This is a genomic window from Bacillus cereus group sp. BfR-BA-01380 (assembly GCF_022663535.1).
GTDB classification, from domain to species: domain Bacteria; phylum Bacillota; class Bacilli; order Bacillales; family Bacillaceae_G; genus Bacillus_A; species Bacillus_A cereus_BB.
Genome location: NZ_JAKUFS010000018.1, coordinates 88,411 through 106,459 on the forward strand (window position 1 = coordinate 88,411; position 18,049 = coordinate 106,459).

Below are 18,049 nucleotides of genomic sequence, written 5' to 3' on the forward strand. Positions count from 1 at the left end.
TGCTACAAAAAAAGACAATGTTTTCTGTACTATATAAATCCATTTACATGTTTCGACATATAAGTCGCTGCTATGCAGAATACACCATGCCCCGCGCTTGCTTGAAACTTCGCATGTGGCAGAAAAAGGCCCTGACCGCTTCTACGCACGGCCAGATGCTCTCCTGAAAAAGAAAGGGGAGACGTCGATTTTCACCTTATATATAAATCCATTTACATGTTTCGGCACATAAGTCGCTGCTATGCAGAATACACCATGCCCCGCGCTTGCTTGAAACTTCGCATGTGGCAAAAAAAGGCCCTGACCGCTTCTACGCACGGCCAGATGCTCTCGTCCTCCCCTCAAAAGAAAGGGGTTTTTATGTCGGTTTTAAATTGTGAAATAATAAAAAGCCATCGATTTCGATGGCTTTTTATTATTTAAGAATAGTAATTGCTTGTTTCCCCATTTGTTCCCACGCTTTTTCAAATTCAGTACGCGGAATACTTTTACGCGGGTTATTTGCTAGTGGATCATTTACATATACAAAGTTTTTATCATAACCAATAATAACTGCACTATGTTCAAAATATGTAATCTTTAATTCTCCAGCATTTGTATTCCAACTTTCAAAGTTATCCGCATCTAGCGGCTGAAAAGTTGTATTAGCAATAATCCATACTGGCGAACCAGCACTAAGTACTTTATATATATCCTTGATCTCTCTTCCGGATAAATCAATTGTTTTATCTGGAACATATTTTTGTGCTAATTTAAAAATTGGCTGATGGTATACACCATAGCCTTGTTCAGACTTTGTGTAAATATTTCCAACAAATCCTTCATGTGGGTTTCCATTTACACCGTTTGCTGTAAATGGAACACGAGCAATTTCACTCGCTAGCTTCATTTTGTCCACTTGAATCCCGTTATATTGTAGTAACATTGCTAAACTTGTCACTTCACAACCGCGTTCTAATTCAGGAAGTTGTTTTATAAATGGGACATTTTCAATCATCACTTGTTCTTTCACTTTAAATGAAAAGTCTATGCGAAGTTCCTGCGTTTTTTGAACGATTTTATTTTTCCCTGTTTCAATGACTCCCATAACTTCTTTATTGCATGCCACACAAAGAATAACTCCAATACTTAAAATACATACATATTTGATACTCCTAGACATATCTCTACTCCATTACATAATTATTTTTCTCTATATATCCATTTTGATTTTCGATATCTTTGTCTAGCTCCAGCGGCTAGAATCTCCGGTCGTTTCGCCCCCTCGGACGAGGTGAAAAGCACCTCTCTGTCGGGGGCGTGGGCGTCCTGCGATTCTGAACGAGCCGCTTCCGCTTTTCTTTATAAGTCGCTGCTATGCAGAATACAATATGACTACTACTTGCTTGGTCCCTTTGTTTTAAACCTCGCATGTGGCAGGAAAAGGCCCTGACCGCTTCTATGCATGGCCAGATGTTCTCGCCCACATAAAAAGAAAGAGGGTTTTTCTATAGATTTCGAAAGTGATACTCACTTCATTGTACCTTTGTTTCTGCTAGTTTACTAGAACGATTCTATAGATTGTTATTCCGATATTAAGGTCTAAAGATTCTTACTTTTTTAAATAAAAAGAAAAATAAATATACATTTTTAGAATATTTTGTTAAAGTAAAATATGTTTAACTTAGTTAAATTTCTTCAATGAGGAGAAATTTAATTAGTGGTTTACTGATGATTTTCGCTTAACAACATAAAAATATGAGGTGAGGGGTATATGATCCAAAAGGAGAAGCAGTCAAATGAACTAAAACGTACGATGCAAAGCAGACACCTCTTCATGATTGCTCTAGGAGGAGTTATCGGAACCGGATTATTTATGGGATCTGGACAAACGGTTCACAATGCTGGACCTGGCGGAGCCATTCTTGCCTATTTAGTCGGCGGATTTGTTATGTATTTAACGATGCTTTGTCTTGGTGAATTAACAGTTGCAATGCCTGAAGCAGGTTCTTTTCAAAGTTATGCTAGCAAATATATTTCACCTGGTTTTGGATTTGTGGTTGGATGGATGTATTGGCTAAACTGGGCTGTAACCGTCGGAGTTGAATTAACAACTGTCAGTATTTTAATGAAGCGCTGGTTTCCAGATGTTTCATCTTGGATATGGTGTGTTATATTTGCAGTCATACTCTTTATTGTAAACGCTTCCTCTGCGCGTGCGTATGCTGAAGCCGAGTTTTGGTTTGCAAGTGTTAAAGTAATAACAATTATTCTTTTTATTTTACTCGGCGGCGCTGTTATGTTTGGTGTATTAGACTTTAGCGGTAAGCCGGCACCAATGTTCCATAACTTCACAGAAAATGGCGGATTATTTCCAAACGGACTTCCAGCTGTTCTTCTTACAATGATTACCGTTAACTATGCGTTTCAAGGAACAGAATTAATTGGTATTGCTTCGGGTGAAAGTAAGCAGCCGGAAATAACAATACCACGTGCTATAAAAAGTACAATTTGGCGAACACTTTTCTTTTTCGTTCTTGCCATTTCTGTAGTCGTAGGATTATTACCATGGCAAGAAGCAAATCTTGTAGAAAGCCCGTTCGTACTCGTTTTTGACACGGCTGGAATCCCATATGCAGCAGACATTATGAACTTTGTCATTATTACGGCTGTATTATCGGTGGCAAACTCTGGTTTATACGCAAACTCTCGTATGCTTTGGGCGATGGCAAAACAAGGAATGGGAAGTCAGCGCTTTACAAAATTAACGAAAAAAGGGGTACCGATCAATGCTTTAATTTTCAGCTTAATCTTTGCGGGCCTTTCTCTGTTAACAAGTGTATTTGCCGCTGATACTGTCTTTTTAGTATTAACATCGATTGCGGCCATGGCAGCTGTCGTTGTGTGGATGTCCATTGCTGCATCTCAATTTTTCTTTAGAAGAGAATTTATTAAGAACGGTGGGGATATACGAGACTTAAAATATCGTGCGCCGCTATATCCGCTTGTTCCTATTTTAGCGTTCTCGTTAAACTTCATTACATTTATAAGCTTAGCGTTTATTCCAGATCAACGTATTGCTTTATATTGCGGCATTCCATTTATGATTATTTGTTACATTTTTTATAAAGTAAAATATAAAAAAATTGTCACATTTGAGCAGCAAAAAAACGTCTCATGAATGATAAACTAAATATATAGAATCTTCTGTTATCTCATTCTATTATGAGATAACTTTTTTCTATTTATTGGGTATTCTGGTATAACTTTATTTATCTTAAAATTTTAAAAATCAATATATGTGTTCAAAAATAGTTTACAATATGAGCAAGTTACAAATGTTTTTCAACGTAAAAACGGTTTATTTGTGTCTATTTTTTAACAATATCTTAAAAACTATTGCCATCTATAAATTAATAGGTTTATATTGTTTTATTGGCATAGTTTCAATCCAAGGAGAAAGGAGATTTTCAATCGTGCAACTGAAAAAAAAATTTTGGAAGCTGGCTTCTCTTCTTCCACTATCATTACTCTTGTTCCTCGGTGGATGCGAAAAAATCGCTGTATTAAATCCACAAGGGCCTGTTGCAAAAACGCAGTATGACTTAATTATTTGGTCACTCATACTGATGTCAGTAATTATTGTAGTCGTATTCGTCCTGTTCACAATTATTTTAATTCGTTACCGTGAAAAACCAGAAAATATGGACTATGAGCCACCTGATATACACGGTAATACTCTTTTAGAAGTTATCTGGACTATTTTCCCTATTATCATCGTGGTTGCGTTAGCAATTCCAACAGTGAAAGCAACATATGCATCGGAAAAACCACCAGAGCAAACAAAGGATATAAAACCTGTTGAAATTTACGTTACATCTGCTAACTGGAAATGGTTATTCAGTTATCCTGAGGAAGGAATTGAAACCGTTAACTATTTAAATGTACCAGCAGGTGTACCAATTCAATTTAAATTAACTTCTGTTGGTCCAATGAACGCTTTCTGGATTCCAGAGCTGGGTGGAATGAAATACACAATGGATGGTATGATCATGGATCTATACCTACAAGCTGATAAACCAGGCTCTTACACTGGACGTAGCGCAAACTTCTCTGGTGAAGGCTTCACAAACATGGAATTTGAACTTGAAGCTAAAACAAAAGAAGGATACGACAAGTGGGTAAAAGAAGCAAAAGGTGCTCCTAAGTTATCAGAAAACAAATATAAAGAAATTATTCAACCAGGTGTAGTAGGTCGTATGACATTCTCTAATACACATTTAAAATATGTAGATCCAAAATCACTTGAATATTGTGATTACAACTACTATAAAAACAAAAAGTAATAACGACTATTCCAACAGATTGGAGTGAACACAGTGAAGCTTGATGAATTTTTTGTCACAGGTGATCCGCTTATCTACGGAGCGGACGCATCTATTGTACTTATGACGTTAGCAATTCTTTTCGTGCTAACAAAGTACAAAAAGTGGAGATGGCTTTGGGATGAGTGGTTAACTTCTGTTGACCATAAGAAAATTGGGACTATGTATATTCTTTCAGCGATTGTAATGCTGTTCCGTGGCGGTATGGACGGATTGATGATTCGTGCCCAATTAACATTTCCTGACACAACATATTTAAACGCTGAACACTATAACGGCGTTTTTACAACACACGGCACTATCATGATTCTCTTTATGGCAATGCCATTCGTTATGGGATTAATGAACATTGTTGTACCTCTTCAAATTGGGGCACGTGATGTTGCATTTCCTTTCTTAAATTCACTAAGTTTTTGGTTATTCTTTGTAGGTGCTATGTTATTTAACATCTCCTTCGTTATCGGTGGTTCTCCAGACGCTGGGTGGACATCATACTTCCCGATGGCTGGTACAGAGTTTAGCCCTGGCGTAGGAAACAACTATTATGCAATTGCATTGCAGATTTCAGGTCTTGGGACACTGATGACAGGGATTAACTTCCTTGTTACTATCTTAAAAATGCGTGCACCAGGCATGAAATTAATGCAAATGCCAATGTTTACATGGTCTATCTTAATCACATGTATAATTATTATCTTTGCTTTCCCAGTATTAACAGTTGCTCTTGCATTAATGTCATTTGATCGTCTATTTGATTCTCACTTCTTTACGATGGCGAGCGGCGGTATGCCAATGCTTTGGGCGAACTTGTTCTGGGTATGGGGTCACCCTGAAGTATATATCGTTATTTTACCGGCATTCGGTATTTTCTCTGAAATCGTAAGTACATTCTCACGTAAACGTTTATTTGGATATACAGCAATGGTTTACTCAATGGTTGCTATTGCAACTTTAAGTGGTCTTGTATGGCTCCATCACTTCTTTACAATGGGTGCAGGACCAGCAGTTAACTCGTTCTTCTCGATTTCAACAATGGCAATTTCAATTCCAACCGGTGTTAAGATCTTTAACTGGTTGTTTACACTTTATAAAGGTCGTATTCGTTTTACAGTTCCAATGCTTTGGTCATTGGCGTTTATTCCAAACTTCGTAATTGGTGGAGTTACGGGTGTTATGCTTGCGATGGCAGCAGCTGACTATCAGTACCATAACAGCTACTTCCTAATCGCTCATTTCCACTACGTATTAATCGCAGGTACAGTATTTGCAATGCTTGCTGGATTTACATTCTGGTATCCAAAAATCACAGGGCATATGCTAAATGAGCGCCTTGGTAAATGGACATTCTGGATCTTTATGAGCGGATTTAACATCTGTTTCTTCCCAATGTATTTCCTAGGTTTAGACGGTATGACTCGTCGTATGTACACTTACTCTGCAAACCTTGGATGGGGCTTGTTAAACCAAATCGCATCTGTCGGTGCAGTAATGATGGGGATTGGTTTCATTCTATTATGCTACAACGTAGTTTATAGCATTCGTCATGGTGAGCGCGACTTAACTGGGGATCCTTGGGACGGTCGTACACTTGAATGGGCAACACAATCTCCAGTACAACATTACAACTTCGCAAAATTACCAGAAATTAAGCATAGCGATGTATTCTGGGAAATGAAGAAAAATGGAGAGTCTATTATACCAAAACCTGAAGAAGTAAAACCAATTCATATGCCAAGCAATTCAGGTGTTCCAATTGTTATGTCTTGTTTTATCGGTCTTGCAGGTTTTGCACTAGTATTTAACTGGTTCTGGTTAGCAATTGTCGGTGGTATTGGTATGTTAGGTTGTATGATCTGGCGCTCGTTTGATTACGACGACGGATACTACGTTAGTGTAGATGAAATTAAAAAGACAGAACATGTTGCATGAGAGGTGAAACGAAATGGCGGCTTTAGATAAAAGCTTACCTCTAGAGTATCAAACTGAACAAAGCAGATTGAATATTTTAGGGTTTTGGATATTCCTTGGGGCTGAAATCGTGCTGTTTGCAACGCTTTTTGCCTCTTACCTAGTATTAGCTGGTCGCACGGCAGACGGGCCGACATCAGCACATCTTTTCGAAGTAAAGCCTGTTATGATTGAAACACTTCTACTTTTAACAAGTAGTTTCACATGCGGGATTGCAATTCATGAAATGCGTAAAGAAAACAAAAATGGTATGCTCCTATGGTTTATCCTTACGTTACTATTAGGTGCTGGCTTCCTTTATATGGAGATTGAAGAGTTTATGATGTATGTGCACCAAGGTGCTACACTACAAACAAGCGGATTCTTATCTGGATTCTTCGTTCTTCTTGGAACGCACGGTGCCCACGTAACAGGTGGTATCATTTGGGCAACTTGTGTTATTATCCAAATTTTAAAACGAGGACTGACACCAGTTACAGCTCGTAAAGTATTTATTATCAGCTTATACTGGCATTTCCTTGATGTTGTTTGGATCTTTATTTACACACTAGTTTACTTGAACGGGATGGTGGCGTAAAAATGGGACAAAACAATACAAACGCTCATAGCGGATTTCCGTGGTCACACGTTTTTGGCTTTATTTTATCGCTTGCATTAACGTTCCTTGCTTTATATGTAACGTTAGAAACAAGCTTGCCACTTTCGACAATCTTAACAAGTATTCTTGTAATGGCAGTGGCACAAGCAGCATTGCAATTAGTTATGTTTATGCACATGACAGAAGGAGAGGGAGTCATTCAAACAATGACAATCGTATTCCACTTTTTCATCGCAGCAATAACGGTTGTTGGTACAGTTTGGATTTTCTTCTCTATGTAATATGCTTTCAAAAACCTGTTGGGACATTGTCTCAGCAGGTTTTTTTTTATAGATGCATAGTTTGGCAATAGAAAACAAACTCCTTGCTACAAAGAAACATATGTTAATAACCAAATTTCATAAAGCCTTCATTGTTTAAGAGATTCATAATATTCTTTAAGACTCGCTTCTGTATATGGTAAAATATTACTATTATATAACTAAGGAAGTGTTAATACATGTCAATATCAACTTTAGCTCTTTTATTACTTGGGGAAGTACTTGTTGCAATTATACTAATTGGCTTAAGCATTGAAATTTGGAGTTATGGGTGGAAAAAAACAAATACATTAAAATATTCTTGTATCTTATTTTCTCTTATTATTGGAACGAGTAGTGTATTAGGACTTTGTGTAGCGCCCGCTTATTTCTTTTTACAACTCATAGATAAGGCGAATCTTTGAGTAAATCGCTATTGATCATTGGCTAGAGATTATGTATACAAGTTAAAAGAATTCTTTCTTTTTAGGGGAGAGCATCTGGCCGTGGAGAGAAACGGTCAGGGCTTTTTCTGCCACTATATGTCAAAACATTAAAATGGCTATAGAATCAATTGAATCATCAGAATAGTTTTTATTTTCCTTAGTATACAAGTTATAATACAGTTAATGTAATGAAGAAAGGATGATTGTATATGGATCTAATCCAAGAGGCATCTATTTCAAAAGAACAGCTTATTCAATGGAGAAGATATTTTCATATGTACCCAGAGCTTTCTTATGCTGAAGAAAAAACATCTCAAAGGGTTTATGATATACTGCAAACCTTTCCTCATCTAGAAGTTTCGCGTCCCACGCAATATAGTGTAATGGCACGATTGATTGGTAAGCAACCTGGAAGAACAATTGCGCTACGTGCTGATATGGATGCATTGCCTATTGAAGAAGAAAACCAGTTTGACTTTGTTTCCCGTTATAAAGGAGTTATGCATGCGTGCGGACATGATGGACATATTGCGATGTTACTGGGAACAGCATACACACTTTCAAAAAAATATGATCAAATTGAAGGGGAAATTCGCTTTTTATTTCAACATGCTGAGGAAAATTTTCCGGGCGGTGCACAGGAAATGGTTGACGCTGGTGTTATGGACGGCGTTGATTGCATTATTGGTGCACATCTTTGGTCACCGCTTGAAGTTGGAAAAGTTGGCGTTATATCTGGTCCAGCGATGGCTGCTCCAGATGCATTTTCGATTACGATTATTGGGAAAGGTGGACATGCTGGTATTCCGCATGAAACAATTGATAGTATCGCGATTGGTACACAAATTGTCTCTCAATTACAACAAATTGTCTCAAGGCTCACGAATCCGTTAGATTCATTGGTGTTATCGGTAACGCAGTTCCATGCAGGGACAACTCATAATGTAATTCCTGATAGTGCAACAATTGGCGGGACAGTGAGAAGCTTACGAAATGAACTTCGGAAGCAAACAGCAGAGCGTATTGAGAAAATTGTAAAAAGTATTACAGAGGTATACGGTGCATCTTATACATTTACATACGAATATGGATATCGTCCAGTTGTAAACGAAGAGACTGTAACAAGGCATGTAGAGAGTACGGCGTTGCAACTTTTAGGAAGAGAGTGTGTTGTTCGTTTACAGCCAACAATGGCTGGAGAAGATTTTTCAGCATTTTTACAAAAAGCTCCAGGAACATTTTTCTTTATAGGGGCTGGAAATGAAGATAAAGGGATTATATATTCCCATCATCATCCGCGTTTTACGATTGATGAGGATGCCTTGCCAATTGGTGTAAGCATATTTGTTTCGTCAGTTTTGAATTTCATGAAAGGCCTAGAATAAGATCATGTTTCGCTCGAGTTATCCTGTTAGTAAAGGATAACTCTTTTTGTATATATTTGTTTAAGGTGGAGAAATATAACTATAATATTTTGTGACAGAAAGTTAGGTGATATATATGATTGAATTAGATACTAACTTATCGAAAATAACAAGCGAAATTCGAAATAAGTTAGATTCACCTAATGACTTGACTGTGCGTGAATTTTCTCTTTCGGGGACAAATAATCGGTGTGCAGTCATCTTTTTATGCGGACTCAGTAATAAAGATATGATTCATCGTTTTATTATTCGGCCATTGCAGTATGAAGAAATTCCTCAACAAGCACCAATTATGCAAACAGTAATGGATCAATTTTTGTCAGTTGGAGAAGTGAGTATCGCAAAGACATTTCCGGATGTTATGAATGCACTATTAGCAGGAGATACAATTGTGTTACTCGATGGTATTTCATCTGCAATGATTGAAAAAACCTTTCGTTTTAGAAGATACATTAGATGTGTTTTTTCGTGATCATGAGATGCGCAGGAACATTCGTATTTTCGTTTCAAAAGAAAGGGCGGAAGAAGTATTAAAACAGAGTGCAAAACCAGAAAATTTACCAGCTAAATATATAAGTATGATATCAAATCATGCACAGAAGAATGCCCAAATGTTAGAAGCGATTCGAATCGGTGATTTACAAGAGAAAATGTCTGCTGACAGAAGTTTTGTTCTTCCAGTCTTAGGACTAACGCGTCAGGGGATTAAAATGGAAGGAGCAGCCGTATTTCGTGGGAAAGACAAAAAACTTGTAGGTAGATTAAATGGGATGGAAACATTAGGACTAAATTATATTATTGGGAAAAAAGCAGGAGGTTTTTTTAAAATCCAAAGAGGAAATCAACAGATTGTATTTGAAATTCGTTCCATGCACCGGAAAATTCATACATTCTTAACGGATTCTAAAAAACCTAAATTTGTAATTGATGTATATGTAGCTGGGACATTAGCAGAAGTTTATTTAAGGAAAGATAATAAGGCGATGAGCTCTGAAGAAATCAGTAAATACCTTGCAAGTGGAATGGAAGAACAGCTACAAAAAACAGTTAAAGTTGTTCAAAAAGATTTGAAAGTGGATGTACTTGAGTTAGGAGAGTATTACAAGCGCAAAAATTATAAGCAATGGACAAAAGTCAAAAGAAATTGGGATCAAGGCCAAAATTATTTTAGTACTAGTAATATCATCGTTCGTGTACATCCAAGTATTGAACATACAGGGTCTGTGTTACCGATGAGAAGTGAGTAAAGGAGTAGCGTCATGTTTACAACTCTAGGGATTATATGTACGGTTTTAATGGCAACTCTACCGTATACAGCTTATTTTCTTCATAAGAAAATACAAGAATATGGTGCACAGCCTTGGCAAAAACAAATGCAGCAAAAAAAGAAACATGAGTAATACGGAGGGAATTGAAAAGGACCGTTTAAAGAGAAAAAGAAGATAACCATCTAATTTGTATCGTTGGTTATCTTCTTTTTCGTTCTCCGTATATGGATGGGATTGTCAGTAGCCTTGCAATACATCGTGTTCCTTTCAGTCCTAACCAGTTTATCCCGCTATTCGTGGGCAGTAATACTCCCACCTCAAAATTCAGCGAAAGCAAAGAAGTTAGGTGGGAGATAAACTGCCCGTAAAAGCCCGATTGGTTCAACTAACCATCAGTGGGGGGATGAAAAAATCCCCCACTGATGGAAGTTTCACTTTATTAATTGCGCGCTGAGGTTTTAGGTGTTTGAAAAGAAGAAACTAAAATCGTAGAAGTATAAATTGAAATTTACATTCAATTTACATTATTAAAATTAAATTTACAATATGTACGGTTTCTTAAGATTTTTCACTTTATTTTGTAGAGAAACAATGAATATATATAGCTTTTTCTAAGAATCTACTACCTTTACTTAAAATTTAAAAACGCTTAACACTGACATAATATTATTGTCCTACAATGAATTTGTATTACGGATTATGAACATAATAACGTGGAAATGAAAAGCGATAATTAAATGGGGGTACAAAACATGGTTATGAAAAAAGGCTTGAAATTTTCTTTAGCGGCATTAGTAGTTGCTGGTGCTTTAGTAGGGTGCGGCAAATCAGAAAGCACAAAGGAAACTGCTAAAGGCGGTAATGAAGCGAAGCAAGAATTATCGGGTACAATTACAGCGGCTGGTTCTACAGCGCTTCAACCACTTGCAGACGAGGCAGCTAAAGAATTTATGGACAAAAATTCAAAAGTATCAATTACAGTTCAAGGCGGCGGTAGTGGAACTGGAATTAACCAAGTAGCTTCTGGTGCTGTTCAAGTTGGTAATTCCGATGTTCCTGCTGCAGATAAAATAAAAGAAGCAGATAAAGCGAAAGAATTAGTAGATAACAAAGTTGCAGGTATCGCATTTGCATTAGTTGTAAATAAAGATGTAAAGGTTGATAACTTAACATTAAAACAAGTGCAAGATATTTTCTCTGGTAAAGTTACAAACTGGAAAGAAGTTGGCGGAAAAGATGAAAAAATCAATATAGTTAATCGTCCAGCAGCTTCTGGTACACGTGCTACGTTTGAAAAAACAGTTATGAAAGACGTGAAAATTAACGATGCTACAGGTACAACACAAGATTCAAATGGTGCAGTAGAACAAGCAATTAACTCTACACCAGGATCTGTTAGCTACTTGGCTATGTCCTACATGACTGGTGACAAAAAAGGCTCGTTAAAAACATTAAAAATTGATGGTGTAGAACCAAAAACTGAAAATATTTCTGCTGGTAAATATCCGTTCTGGTCTTATGAATACATGATTACAAAAGGTGAAGCGAAAGATGCAACAAAAGGCTACATTGATTATGTAAAAGGTAAAGACTTTGAAAAGAAAGTAGAAGAGATGGGTTACATCCCAATGTCTAAATTAAAGTAATAATATAAAGTGAAACTTTAATCAGTGGGGGGTTCTTTATCTCCCACTGATTATTAGTTGAACCAATTGGGCGCATGCCAGCAGTTTATCTCCCGCCTAACTTCTTAAGAAATGCGGAAGCGGCTCGTTCAGAATGTGGGGGGGAGTATTACTGCTCGCGAATAGAGGGATAAAGCGGGGCTGGCTGTTTAGCCAGTCCTGTTCATTTCAATATATGAAGTGAGGTTGTGGTCTTGTGATGAAGGGGAAAAAACAAATTAACTACGTAAAAAGTGAATATATTGGAAGAACACTTGTGACGCTTTGTGGTTTATTAATTGTTGCTATTACATTAGCTATTATCGCATTCATTTGTGCAAAGGGAATTCAATCATTTACACAAAGTAATATCTCGATTTCCGAAGTGTTTACATCAACAAAATGGGCTCCGAATGAAGGAAATGGAAGTTTTGGAGCTGTTATTTTCATAGTTGGATCTACGCTAGTATCTCTTGGTGCGGTAATCATTAGTGCACCAATTGCAATTGCACTTGCAGTGTTTATGAATCTAATTTCTCCAAAGTTTGGAAACAAGGTGTTAAAACCAGTTTTAGAATTGTTGGTAGGGATTCCATCTGTTGTATATGGTTTACTAGGTGTTACGATTTTAATTCCACTCTTACGTGATTCTTTTGGTGGTGTAGGATTTAGTTTAATCGCCGGTATTATTGTACTAAGTATTATGATTTTGCCAACGATTGCAAGTATTGCTTCTGATGCAATTCGTTCGGTTCCTTTTGAGTATTTAGAAGCCTCTTATGGTTTAGGATCGACGAAATGGCAAGCGATTAGTCGTATTATTGTTCCGGCTGCAAAACAAGGTATTTTAACAGGGGTTGTTCTTGGAGTAGCTCGAGCTTTTGGGGAAGCATTAGCAGTACAGATGGTAATAGGAAATACAATAAAATTACCAGAAGGAATATATAGTCCAACTTCAACTTTAACGGGTATTTTAACAATGGATATGACAAATACGTTAAATGGAACAGCCTGGAATAATGCGCTATGGACGTTAGCGATGATACTACTTTTAATTTCGTTCTTGTTTATTGTAATAATTCGAGCGATTGGCCAAAGAGGTGAAAAATAACGATGAATGCTAGAACAGTTAATAATATATGGACAGGTATTTTGTATGCAATTGCCTTCTTTATAGTCACTCTACTTGTTTTTCTTGTATATGAAATTTTACAAAAAGGTTGGGGATTTTGGGATCCGAGCTTTTTATTTGGAGAACCGAGTAATACAAGAGCAGGAGGAGGGATTGGGCCTCAATTATTTAACTCCTTTTATATGCTTGTTATTACATTGATTATTTCGATTCCTTTAGGCCTCGGTGCAGGAATTTACTTGGCGGAATATGCAAAACAAGGTCGGTTTTTAAATTTTGTTCGCTTATGTATTGAAACAATGGCTTCCTTACCTTCTATTGTAGTTGGTCTATTTGGACTTCTTGTGTTCGTTACAACGGCAGGTTGGGGATATACTGTCATGGGCGGAGCTTTAGCCTTAACGATTTTAAATTTACCAGGTTTAACACGCGTTTGTGAAAATGCAATGACAGAAATTCCACCGAATGTGAAAGAAGCAAGTCTCGGGTTAGGTGCAACAAAGTGGCAAACAATTGTAAGAATTATGCTTCCATCTGCATTGCCGCAAATTATTACAGGTGTAATTTTAGCGGCTGGACGTATTTTTGGTGAAGCGGCGGCACTCATTTACACAGCTGGATTAACGTCACCGATTTTAAACTCGGCAGCAGACTTTTCAAGCCCTTCACATCCATTGAATCCATTTCGACCTGCAGAAACATTAGCGGTGCATATTTGGAAGTTGAATTCTGAGGGAATTATCCCTGATGCAAAACTAATTGCAACAAAGTCAGCAGCAGTATTAATTATTATGGTATTACTATTTAATATTATTGCTCGTTTTACTGCGTCTGTACTTCATAAGCGTTTTACTGGTGCGAAAAATTCACGTAAAAGTAGTAAGGTAAAAGCAGCATAGCTTTTATAAACAAAGTGAATAAAAAACTCCTTTTTTTAGGTGGGCGAGAGGGTCTGGCCGTGCATAGAAGCGGTCAGGTCCTTTTTCTGCCATGTGCAAGGTTTAAACCAAAGGGAGAAAGCGAGTGGGGATTACTTTTTGTTTTGTATAGCTACGATTTGTATATAAGGGAATGCTGTTAGATTGTTCTATACAACATTCCCTCATATTATTTTTTATAACAATGAATTGCTTCTATATAAATACAAGTTGAAAAGCAGAGATAAAAGAACTTTCTTTTAGATGGGTGAGAGGGTCTGGCCGTGCGTAGAAGCGGTCAGGTCCTTTTTTCTGCCTCTTGCCAAAGGAGTGAGCGAGTTCTACACAATTTTGAGAGAAAAAACAACAGCCGTGTTCAGAAGTCTGAATACGGCTGTTGTAACGTTAAGATTTAGGAACATCTGTATAAGGTTCGTGTCGGTTTTTGCGATGCTTTTTACTACCGATTTTATCTAGCAATTCGTACATAACGGGTACGACAACTAGTGTTAGTAATGTAGAAACTAGTAAACCGCCAATGACTACAACAGCTAAGCTTTTTGATACCATACTTCCGGCCTGTGCATCACCGAATAATAGAGGAAGCATTGCGAAGATGGTTGTAATAGCTGTCATAATAATCGGACGTAGTCGTATTGAACCAGCTTCTAATAGTGCTTCTCTTGTTGCCATTCCTTTTTCGCGATTTTGTTGAACACGTTCTATTAATACAATTGCATTCGTTACAACAATTCCGATTAGCATTAAAGCACCGATAAGAGAGTTTAAATCGACAGGTGTTTGTGAAATAATTAAACCTAAAATTCCGCCGACAGCTGCTAATGGAAGAGAGAATAAAATTGCAAATGGTGCACGTGCTTGCCCGAAAGTAATAACCATAATTAAGTAAACGACGCCAATCGCAATTCCCATAACCTTAAATAAATCAGTGAAATTTTCTTGCATCGATTCTGTTGCCCCGGCAATGTTAACTTTCGCTCCATCAGGCAATTTTAAATCTGCAATAGCTGTGTTTACCTCTGCACTTACTTTACTTAAGTCTTCACCTTTTGCTTCTGCTGTCACTTGAACTGTTTCTTTTCCATCTTTGTGGAATATTTCTGTTTGTATTTGTTTTTCAGAAATTGTTGCCACATCTTTTAATGCGATTAAACCAGTAATTGGTGATAAAATATTTGCATTTAAAATTGAATCTTTATTAGGAGTTTCTGTTTTTTTGTTTTCTATCATAATAGTCGTCTTTTCGTTGTCGAGTGAGATTTGGCCAATTGGCGATTTTTTCATTAATAATGCAGCTTGTTGTCCGATGACTTCAGAATTTAGGCCTGCCTTTTCTGCTTTTGTTTGATCGACGTTAATAACCCATTCCTTTTTCTCTTCTTCTGTATTCGTTTTTACTTTTGAAAGATTATTTAAGCTTTTTAACTTTGTAGTAACAAGGTCAGAAGCTTGTTTTAAATCATTTTTATTGTTTGCGGTGATATTAAATTGTAATGCGTTTCCACCGCCGAAACTTGAAAAGCTTACTTTTATATAATCAAATGTCGCTGGTTGAAATTGATTCTGTTCTTTTTTTAGCTTATTAATGTACGGTTCAAGGTCAATGCCCTTTTTAAAATCTATAAATATACTTGCAAGATTGTTTTTTCTCGTTTGTCCCCATTGTGCATCTTCTGCAGCGGAACCCATTTGTAATATAACGTTTTTTACATTTGGATCTGCAAGTAATTTTTTCTCAAATTCAAAAGCTTGCTGCTTCCCTTTCTCTAAATCGTAATTAGCAGGGAATGTCATATTAATAGAAAGCATGGTGTTATCATCAGATTTAATGTTCGCTTTTGGGAGTAGAATGTAAGCTGCAATTGAACCGACAAATAATAAAAAAGCGGTAAGTAAAATAATAAATTTATGTGATAACGACCATTTTAAAATGGCTGTATAACGTTTCGTTTCTTTTTGCTCTGTATGTGTTGTTTTCCTTAAAAGTAGAAAAGCCATGAGTGGCACAACTGTTAAAGCCACTAATAGAGATGAAAGAATTGAATAAACAACTGCTAATACCATAGGCAACATAAATTCACCGATTCCGCCTGATACAAGACCGATTGGTAAAAATACGGCGACGGTTGTTAAGGTAGAAGACGTAATTGCGATTGCTACTTCTTTCGTAGCGTCAATAATTAAGTCTTTTGAGAAAGAATCTTTTTGTAAACGACGGAAGATGTTTTCAATTACAACGATGCTATCATCGACGAGACGTCCGACAGCAACTGCCAATCCACCTAAAGTTAAAATGTTTAAAGTGATATTAGACTGATTAAGTAAAAAGAGTGTAAGAAGTATGGATAATGGGATACTAACAATCGAAATTAGAGTAGTACGAATGTTACGCAAGAAAATTAAAATGATGAATGTAGCGGCAATCGCGCCAAGCACAACTTCTTTCCCCATACTTGTAACAGCATTTTGGACTTGTTCGTGTGTAGACATAAGTGTTTTTATAGTGAAAGTTTCTTTATATTTCTTATTTATATCATCAACCTTTTTCTCGATTTCTTTTCCGATTGTAACGGCATTTTTGCTCGGTTCTTTCGCAACGACTAGTACAGCGCCGTCATCGCCGTTAATGTGAGAAATAGCATCATGATGTTGTTTTAATTCAACTTTTGCGATGTCGCGTAACTTTAGTTCAGGTGTTAGTGTAACATTCTGTATATCATCAACGCTTTTTATTTCTCCAATTACGCGAAGTAGGTAATTTTCATTATTTATAGATATTTGCCCAGCTGGTATAGAAGCTTCTTTTCCTTGCAGGGCGGATACGATTTGTGATGTTGCGATGTTTTTATCTTTCATTTTAACGGGATCTAATACAATAGATAACTCAGATGTTGATTTCCCATAAAACATAACATTAGAAACGCCATCGATACTTTCAAGTTGTGGGACAATTTCTTTTTCAATTTGTTTCTCGTCAGCTTTTGTGAAGCCATTTTTCTTTTGAATTGTAATTTGTGCGAGTGGAATCATAGAAGTATTTAGTTGGCTGATAACAGGTTTCATGACGTCTTTTGGAAGTGTGATTCCGTTTGTGAGTTTTTCGACTTCACGCGCTGCATCTTTCATATTCGTCTTTGCTTTATACATAATTTCAATTTTTGATAAGCCTTCACTTGTTGACGATGTAATGGTATCGACATGTGCAAGGTTTCGGAATTGCTTTTCGAGAGGGTCTGTCACTTCTTTCGTCATTGCTTCAGCATCTAGCCCCTCAGATAAAGTGGTAATTGTTACAGTTGGTTGATCCAGGCTTGGTAAAAATTCCATCGGTAATTTAGAGCCGGAATAAATACCTAATACAGAGATGAGAAAAACCATGATGATAATGGCGGCCCTATTTTTTAATGAAAACTTTGTTAATCTTTCCATAAATGAATTCCTCCATGATAGGGTTTGTTAGTTACTGTTTTACTATATAACAAATGCCGGGGAATTAAAGTTAAGAACATGTAAAAAATTCCTAAAAAAATTCTTAAGTAAGGTATTTCTTGTATGGTTAGCTAAAGGTTTATAAAAGAATCGAATGGATAGCATAAAAAACTTTATATTTTTTAAAAAAATGCTTGTTTTTATAAAAAGTAGATGATATATTAATAAACGTCGCTGCTGCACGAAAGCAGAAAGCGAAATGAAAAAAGAAGTAAAAAACAATGTTGACATCGAAAAACAAAGATGTTAACATGAGAAAGTCGCAAATGAGCGACGGACAAGTTCTTTGAAAACTGAACGAAACAAACAACGTGAAACGTCAATTTTTATTTATGATGCTAGACAAACACTTTATTGGAGAGTTTGATCCTGGCTCAGGATGAACGCTGGCGGCGTGCCTAATACATGCAAGTCGAGCGAACCGATTAAGAGCTTGCTCTTAAGAAGTTAGCGGCGGAC

At 36.8% G+C, this 18,049-nt stretch carries 14 protein-coding genes, 1 rRNA gene and 1 pseudogene; 14 read left to right on the top strand and 2 right to left on the bottom strand.

The features are described from left to right. Positions 1-415: 415 nt before the first annotated feature. Positions 416-1,162, bottom strand: a complete 747-nt coding sequence (locus MR076_RS16815) for a C39 family peptidase (RefSeq protein ID WP_242222391.1) — start codon at positions 1,160-1,162, stop codon at positions 416-418. Between the two features lie 591 nt (positions 1,163-1,753). On the opposite strand from MR076_RS16815, the gene MR076_RS16820 reads away from it, so the two are divergent. From MR076_RS16820 to pstA, 13 genes and pseudogenes are all read left to right on the top strand, one after another. Then, positions 1,754-3,160, top strand: coding sequence for an amino acid permease (locus MR076_RS16820; RefSeq protein ID WP_242222392.1), 1,407 nt, complete (start codon positions 1,754-1,756; stop codon positions 3,158-3,160). A 295-nt stretch (positions 3,161-3,455) separates the two neighbouring features. Further along, the gene (gene qoxA, locus MR076_RS16825) at positions 3,456-4,325 is read left to right on the top strand and encodes a cytochrome aa3 quinol oxidase subunit II (protein WP_242222393.1); all 870 of its coding nucleotides are present in this window, start codon (positions 3,456-3,458) and stop codon (positions 4,323-4,325) included. A 33-nt stretch (positions 4,326-4,358) separates the two neighbouring features. After that, the gene (gene qoxB / locus MR076_RS16830) at positions 4,359-6,293 is read left to right on the top strand and encodes a cytochrome aa3 quinol oxidase subunit I (RefSeq protein WP_242222394.1); all 1,935 of its coding nucleotides are present in this window, start codon (positions 4,359-4,361) and stop codon (positions 6,291-6,293) included. Positions 6,294-6,306: 13 nt separating this feature from the next. Continuing rightward, positions 6,307-6,909, top strand: coding sequence for a cytochrome aa3 quinol oxidase subunit III (gene qoxC, locus MR076_RS16835; RefSeq protein WP_242222395.1), 603 nt, complete (start codon positions 6,307-6,309; stop codon positions 6,907-6,909). 2 nt (positions 6,910-6,911) lie between these two features. After that, entirely contained in the window at positions 6,912-7,211 is a 300-nt protein-coding gene (gene qoxD, locus MR076_RS16840) for a cytochrome aa3 quinol oxidase subunit IV (RefSeq protein ID WP_242222396.1), read from the top strand. A gap of 218 nt (positions 7,212-7,429) precedes the next feature. Continuing rightward, positions 7,430-7,654: a DUF4022 family protein gene (locus tag MR076_RS16845; protein ID WP_242222397.1), complete on the top strand. Its 225-nt coding sequence runs from the start codon at positions 7,430-7,432 to the stop codon at positions 7,652-7,654. A gap of 230 nt (positions 7,655-7,884) precedes the next feature. Further along, a complete protein-coding gene (locus tag MR076_RS16850; RefSeq protein ID WP_242222398.1) occupies positions 7,885-9,060 on the top strand; it encodes a M20 family metallopeptidase in 1,176 nt (391 codons plus the stop codon). Between the two features lie 115 nt (positions 9,061-9,175). Further along, positions 9,176-9,523: pseudogene (locus tag MR076_RS16855) on the top strand (spore germination protein); the annotation flags it as partial. Positions 9,524-9,557: 34 nt separating this feature from the next. Then, on the top strand, positions 9,558-10,346 hold the full coding sequence (locus tag MR076_RS16860) for a Ger(x)C family spore germination protein (RefSeq protein ID WP_242222399.1): 789 nt from the start codon (positions 9,558-9,560) through the stop codon (positions 10,344-10,346). Positions 10,347-10,358: 12 nt separating this feature from the next. Next, positions 10,359-10,499 carry a hypothetical protein gene (locus MR076_RS16865; protein ID WP_242222400.1) on the top strand — a complete coding sequence of 47 codons (141 nt, stop codon included), beginning with the start codon at positions 10,359-10,361 and terminating at the stop codon, positions 10,497-10,499. Between the two features lie 620 nt (positions 10,500-11,119). Continuing rightward, on the top strand, positions 11,120-12,013 hold the full coding sequence (locus tag MR076_RS16870; protein ID WP_242222401.1) for a phosphate ABC transporter substrate-binding protein PstS family protein: 894 nt from the start codon (positions 11,120-11,122) through the stop codon (positions 12,011-12,013). Positions 12,014-12,251: 238 nt separating this feature from the next. After that, positions 12,252-13,142, top strand: a complete 891-nt coding sequence (gene pstC / locus MR076_RS16875) for a phosphate ABC transporter permease subunit PstC (RefSeq protein WP_242222405.1) — start codon at positions 12,252-12,254, stop codon at positions 13,140-13,142. 2 nt (positions 13,143-13,144) lie between these two features. Then, positions 13,145-14,062 (top strand): phosphate ABC transporter permease PstA, encoded by a 918-nt coding sequence (gene pstA, locus MR076_RS16880; RefSeq protein ID WP_242222402.1) that lies wholly within the window; start codon positions 13,145-13,147, stop codon positions 14,060-14,062. Between the two features lie 423 nt (positions 14,063-14,485). Here the strand turns inward: pstA and MR076_RS16885 are convergent, their stop codons facing one another. After that, positions 14,486-17,530: an efflux RND transporter permease subunit gene (locus tag MR076_RS16885; protein WP_242222403.1), complete on the bottom strand. Its 3,045-nt coding sequence runs from the start codon at positions 17,528-17,530 to the stop codon at positions 14,486-14,488. A gap of 411 nt (positions 17,531-17,941) precedes the next feature. On the opposite strand from MR076_RS16885, the gene MR076_RS16890 reads away from it, so the two are divergent. Continuing rightward, a 16S ribosomal RNA gene (locus MR076_RS16890) occupies positions 17,942-18,049 on the top strand; the annotation flags it as partial.

Excerpts from the sequence above, each read along its gene's own strand:
- MR076_RS16845 (WP_242222397.1), top strand. The coding sequence starts at position 7,430 with ATGTCAATATCAACTTTAGCTCTTTTATTACTTGGGGAAGTACTTGTT.
- MR076_RS16870 (WP_242222401.1), top strand. The coding sequence starts at position 11,120 with ATGGTTATGAAAAAAGGCTTGAAATTTTCTTTAGCGGCATTAGTAGTT.
- MR076_RS16820 (WP_242222392.1), top strand. The coding sequence starts at position 1,754 with ATGATCCAAAAGGAGAAGCAGTCAAATGAACTAAAACGTACGATGCAA.
- pstC (WP_242222405.1), top strand. The coding sequence starts at position 12,252 with ATGAAGGGGAAAAAACAAATTAACTACGTAAAAAGTGAATATATTGGA.
- MR076_RS16815 (WP_242222391.1), bottom strand. The coding sequence starts at position 1,162 with ATGTCTAGGAGTATCAAATATGTATGTATTTTAAGTATTGGAGTTATT.
- MR076_RS16850 (WP_242222398.1), top strand. The coding sequence starts at position 7,885 with ATGGATCTAATCCAAGAGGCATCTATTTCAAAAGAACAGCTTATTCAA.
- pstA (WP_242222402.1), top strand. The coding sequence starts at position 13,145 with ATGAATGCTAGAACAGTTAATAATATATGGACAGGTATTTTGTATGCA.
- qoxD (WP_242222396.1), top strand. The coding sequence starts at position 6,912 with ATGGGACAAAACAATACAAACGCTCATAGCGGATTTCCGTGGTCACAC.
- qoxC (WP_242222395.1), top strand. The coding sequence starts at position 6,307 with ATGGCGGCTTTAGATAAAAGCTTACCTCTAGAGTATCAAACTGAACAA.
- MR076_RS16885 (WP_242222403.1), bottom strand. The coding sequence starts at position 17,530 with ATGGAAAGATTAACAAAGTTTTCATTAAAAAATAGGGCCGCCATTATC.
- MR076_RS16865 (WP_242222400.1), top strand. The coding sequence starts at position 10,359 with ATGTTTACAACTCTAGGGATTATATGTACGGTTTTAATGGCAACTCTA.